The following is a 4,558-nucleotide window of genomic DNA, read 5'->3' as shown; positions in this document are numbered from 1 at the left end:
GGGCGGTTTCGGCGCTTCGGGCGCCGCGGCGGCGTGGCCGGTCGAGCCCGGCACGCGGAACGCGGACACCAGCGCGGCCAGGCGTTCGGCCTGCTCGCGCAGCGACTCGGCCGCGGCGGTGCTTTCCTCGACCAGCGCGGCGTTCTGCTGCGTCATCTGGTCCAGGCCGGCGATGGCGCCGTTGACCTGGCCGATGCCCTGGCTCTGCTCGGTGGCCGCGGCCATCACCTCGCCGATGATGTCGGCCACCCGCTGCACGCCGGAGACGATCTCCTGCATCGTGCTGCCGGCGTCGGCGACGAGCCGGGCGCCGGACTCGACCTTCTCGACCGAGCCGCCGATCAGCGTCTTGATCTCGCGCGCGGCCTCGGCGCTGCGCTGGGCCAGCGAACGCACCTCGCCGGCGACGACGGCGAAGCCGCGGCCCTGTTCGCCGGCCCGCGCCGCTTCCACCGCGGCGTTGAGCGCCAGGATGTTGGTCTGGAAGGCGATGCCGTCGACGGTGCCGATGATGTCGGCGATCTTCTTGGAGCTGGCGTTGATCTCGTCCATCGTCTGCACGACCTGGGCGACGACCTCGCCGCCGCGCTGGGCGACGCTGCTGGCGCTGCTGGCGAGCTGGTTGGCCTGGCGCGCCGAGTCGGCGGTCTGGGCGACGGTGGCGGTGATCTCCTCCATCGTGCTGGCCGTCTGCTGCAGCGAGCCCGCGGTCTGTTCGGTGCGCGAGGACAGGTCGGTGCTGGCCGCGGCGATCTGGCTGCTGGCACCGGCCACCGAGCCGGTGCCGCTGCGGATCTGCTCGACCATCGTCGTCAGGCTGGCCTGCATGTCGCGCAGTGCGCGCAGCAGCGTGCCGATCTCGTCGGCGCGCGTGGTGTCGGGCACCGGCTGGGTCAGGTCGTGCGCGGCGATGCGCTGCGCGGCCTCGATCGATTCGGCCAGCGGGCGGGTCACCGAACGTGTCATCGACCAGGCCAGCGCCATGCCGGCGGCGATCGCCGCGGCCAGCATGCCGGCGAGCGTGTAGACCGCGGTGCGAATGCTGTCGTTCACCCGGGTGGCGAGCTGGTCGGCGTGCTGCCTGGCGCGCTGCTGGTGCGCCTCGATGGCGGCGAGATAGGCCTGGGCGGTGCTCGTCATCGGGCCGTTGACGAGGCGGTCGCCCTCGGCGACGGCGCCTTCCTTGAAGGCGGCCGAAGCCTGGTTGCGCGTGTCGATGTAGACCTTGCGCTTGGCGGCGATGTCGGCGAACGCGGCCTTCTCCTCGGCCGAGTCGCCGCTGGCTTCGAGCGCCTTCTGCAGCGTGCCGATCTCCGCGGAGGTCTGCTTCATCTGCGGGTCGACCACCGCGACGACGTTCTCCGGGAATCCCGCGGCCGCGACGGCCAGCGCGCGAGCCAGGTTCAGCCGCGTGTTGGACTTCCAGGTCTCGAGATCGGCGGCGCGCGACATCGCGGCGTCGCGTTGGGCCCCCAGCCTGGCGATGTTGCGCAGTTCGTTGATGCCGACGGCCGTCGTGATCGCCATCAGCGCGAGCACGGCCGCGAAGCTCAGCCCGAGCCGGGTGCCGATGCGCAGGTTGGATAGTGATTTCATCGTTTTCTCCTGTGGGCGAACTACCGCCCGTGAGGTCCGGGGAGGCCTGTCGGCCTCGTCAGACTACCGGGGTGGTGAGCTCCTGGACAGCCGGTCCGGACGTGCCGGCGGCAGTGCGGAAGGCAGCGACGATCGCCCCGAGGCGTTCGGCCTGTTCCTTCAGTGATTCGGCGGCGGCGGCCGACTGCTCGACGAGCGCGGCGTTCTGCTGCGTCATGCCGTCGAGTTCGGAGACGGCGCCGTTGACCTGGCTGAGGCCCGAGCTCTGCTCGCCGGCGGCGCGGCTGATCTCGCCGATGATCTGGTTGACACGCTGCACGCTGGCGACGATCTCGCCCATCGTCGTGCCGGCGTCGGCGACCAGGCGGGCGCCGGTGTCGACCTTCTCGACCGAGTTGCCGATCAGCGCCTTGATCTCGCGCGCGGCCTCGGCCGAGCGCTGGGCCAGCGAGCGCACCTCGCCGGCGACGACCGCGAAGCCGCGGCCCTGCTCGCCGGCGCGCGCGGCTTCCACCGCCGCGTTCAGCGCCAGGATGTTGGTCTGGAAGGCGATGCCGTCGATGGTGCCGATGATGTCGGCGATGCGGCGCGAGCTGGCGTTGATCTCGTCCATCGTCGTCACGACCTGGCCGACGACCTCGCCGCCGCGCTGCGCGACCTCGGCGGCGCTGCCGGCCAGCTCGCTGGCCTCGCGCGCGGCGTCGGCGCTCTGGCGCACGGTGCCGGTGATCTCCTCCATCGCGCTGGCCGTCTGCTGCAGGCTGCCGGCGGTCTGCTCGGTGCGGCTGGACAGCTCGGCGTTGCCGGCGGCGACCTCGCGGCTGGCCAGCTCGATGCTGTCGGCCGAGCTGCGCATCTGGCCGACCATGCGCTGCAGCGACTCCTGCATGCGCGCCAGCGCGGCCAGCAGGTCGTTGGCCTCGTCGCGGCCCTGCAGCTGGATCGGGCGCGTCAGGTCGCCGTCGGCGATGGCCTGCGCCACCTTGCGGGCGTGGTCGATCGGGCTGGTGATCGAGTGCGAGTTGGCCAGCGTCATCGGCGTGATGACCAGCATCACGACGGCGATCAGGCCGCCGAAGACGAACAGCGCCTGCTGCATCGTCTCGTCGAACCGCGCCGCGGCCTCGGCGCTCTCGGCCATGACGATCGTCTGGATCTTGCCGGCGGCCTGCTCGACGGCGGCGATGTGGCCGCCGGCGCGCTCGAGCATGCGGTCGACGACGCGGGCGTTGTCGAACACGCCTTGCTGCGCCCGGTCGAGCACCATCGTCGCGGCCTTCTCGTACTCGGCCAGGCGTTCGATGGCTTCGCGCGCGATCGGGTTGTCCTCGTCGTCCTCGCCTTCGAGCAGCGACTTCAGCGCCGCCGTGGTGGCGTCGATCTCGCGCTTCCACTCCTGGCGGTGCTTGGCGATCGCGGCGCTGTCCTCGTAGTCGATGACCATCTGCTTCTCGTGCAGGCGGGCCTGCGCGATGTGCTGGTCGATCGCCGCCGTCGCGGCCTGCTCGCCGCGCGACTGCTCCAGGATCTTCTGGTTCAGCTCGCGCAGCTCGAGCCCGCCGACGAGCCCGGCGGCCCCGACCACGACGAAGGACAGCAGCACGACGGCAATCGCGCCGCGCATGCGGGTGCGGATCGTGAATCCGCGCATCAGGGCCAGCAGTGCATTCATCGCGCTAACTTCCAGGGGCTGATCGGATCAAGCTTCCCGCCACGGTCCGGCTTTGCCGGACCGTCGGCGGACGGCCCCCTCGGGGGGTAGCGAGCGCAAGCGAGCTCGGGGGCACGGGTCCATCAATGTCTAGAGCGGCGAACCAGAGAACCGATGTCCAGGATCAGCGCGACACGCCCGTCGCCCATGATCGTGGCGCCCGAGACGTCGTCGACCTTGCGGTAGTTGGACTCGAGGTTCTTGACGACGACCTGCTGCTGTCCGAGCAGCTCGTCGACGAGCAGCGCCACGCGCCCGCCCTCGGCCTCGACGACGACCATGATGTTGCTGACGCGCTCGAAGTCGAAACGCGGCACGTCGAAGACGCGCTCCAGGTCGACGACCGGCATGTACTCGTCGCGCACCTCGACGACGCGGCCGGTGCCGCCGATCGTCTTGATCATGCCCGGCTGCACCTGGAAGGACTCGACGACCGAGGACAGCGGCAGGATGTAGCACTCCTCGCCGACGCCCACGCTCATGCCGTCCATGATGGCCAGCGTCAGCGGCAGGCGCACGCGCACCGTCATGCCGTAGCCCTCGGCCGAGTCGATCTCGACCGTGCCGCCGAGCGCGGTGATGTTCTTCTTGACGACGTCCATGCCGACGCCGCGGCCGGAGACGTCGGTGACGACGTCGGCGGTCGAGAAGCCCGGCGCGAAGATCAGGCCGTAGACCTCCTGGTCGGTCATCGTGTCGGGCGCGTCCAGGCCGCGCTCGCGCGCCTTCTTCAGCAGCTTCTCGCGGTTCAGGCCCTTGCCGTCGTCGCGCACCTCGATGACGATCGAGCCGCCCTGGTGGCTGGCGATCAGCGTGATCGTGCCGGTCTCGGGCTTGCCCTTGGCCAGGCGCTCGGCCGGCAGCTCGATGCCGTGGTCGCAGCTGTTGCGCACCAGGTGCGTCAGCGGGTCGGTGATCTTCTCGACCAGGCCCTTGTCGAGCTCGGTCGCCTCGCCGACCTGCACCAGCTCGACCTTCTTGCCGAGCTTGCCGGCGAGGTCGCGCAGCATGCGCGGGAAGCGGTTGAAGACCAGCGACATCGGGATCATGCGGATCGACATCACCGCTTCCTGCAGGTCGCGGGTGTTGCGCTCCAGGTCCGCCAGGCCGGAGGACATCTGCTGGTACAGCGCGGCGTCGACGCCCTTGCTGTTCTGCGCCAGCATGGCCTGGGTGATGACGAGCTCGCCGACGAGGTTGATCAGCTGGTCGACCTTCTCGACCGAGACGCGCAGCGTGCTCGACTCGGGC

3 protein-coding genes are annotated in these 4,558 nt (G+C 70.6%); all 3 read right to left on the bottom strand.

Annotation, left to right across the window (positions count from 1 at the left end):
- Positions 1 to 1,596, bottom strand: a 1,596-nt coding sequence (locus RBXJA2T_RS20960; RefSeq protein ID WP_009857932.1) for a methyl-accepting chemotaxis protein, incomplete at its 3' end; no start/stop codon positions are given.
- Between the two features lie 58 nt (positions 1,597 to 1,654).
- Entirely contained in the window at positions 1,655 to 3,268 is a 1,614-nt protein-coding gene (locus tag RBXJA2T_RS13405) for a methyl-accepting chemotaxis protein (RefSeq protein ID WP_009857931.1), read from the bottom strand.
- Positions 3,269 to 3,390: 122 nt separating this feature from the next.
- A partial coding sequence (locus tag RBXJA2T_RS13400; RefSeq protein ID WP_009857930.1) for a chemotaxis protein CheA occupies positions 3,391 to 4,558 on the bottom strand: 1,168 nt, incomplete at its 5' end.

This window comes from Rubrivivax benzoatilyticus JA2 = ATCC BAA-35 (assembly GCF_000190375.1).
Taxonomy (GTDB): domain Bacteria; phylum Pseudomonadota; class Gammaproteobacteria; order Burkholderiales; family Burkholderiaceae_C; genus Rubrivivax; species Rubrivivax benzoatilyticus.
The sequence above is the reverse complement of the archived record's forward strand: the minus strand, read 5'-3'. Positions and strand labels throughout refer to the sequence as shown.